1 protein-coding gene is annotated in these 614 nt (G+C 42.0%); it reads left to right on the top strand.

From position 1 onward, the window contains the following. Nucleotides 1-275 (top strand): UTRA domain-containing protein (locus ACS8FD_RS22175; RefSeq protein WP_439277454.1); only part of this gene is annotated, 275 nt, incomplete at its 5' end. Nucleotides 276-614: the final 339 nt, after the last annotated feature.

Raw genomic sequence — 614 nt, 5'->3', positions numbered from 1 at the left:
GCTGGGTTGATGCGACAAAAGTACCAGAATTCATTGAGCAAGACTTTAGCATGGTGAACACCAGCGATTATCTGATTGCCAAAAGCCCGCTTGAGCGCGGTAACTATACCATTCGCGCCTTAGCAGCACCTGATAAGATCGCTGATGCGCTACAAATTGCACCGCAGTCACCAACGTTAGTACTGCGCCGTCAGACTTATTCGGCAGGACGGGTGCTGACCTTTGTAAAGATGTGGCATGCAGGGGATCGTTATCAATTCTCCGGCAAACTTTAACCTTCTTACGTAAGGTCACTGTTTTCGTACGGTCATTCTTGCCAAGTTGTAATAAGATAAGTTATAAATAGCAGACGATTATCAACCATTAACGCTTGGTTCTATTGAATCACGTTTTAATACAAAAAGCTTATTCCAAAAAAATACTATAAAATGGTATTGAAAGACACAAATAATACCCTCAAATCGGGCAGCCAGAGTAGGATATTGCCAAGAGTGAGTTATATTTTGCGGCAACATCGATGGTTTGTTTAACTTGGTCCGCTCATTACATTATTTTCTTACCTTATAAGGACGCCTTATGAAACGTCGTAATCTTTTAGCCCTTGCTGCCAGTAC

This window comes from Psychrobacter sp. 1U2, from assembly GCF_051847575.1.
The sequence above is the reverse complement of the archived record's forward strand: the minus strand, read 5'-3'. Positions and strand labels throughout refer to the sequence as shown.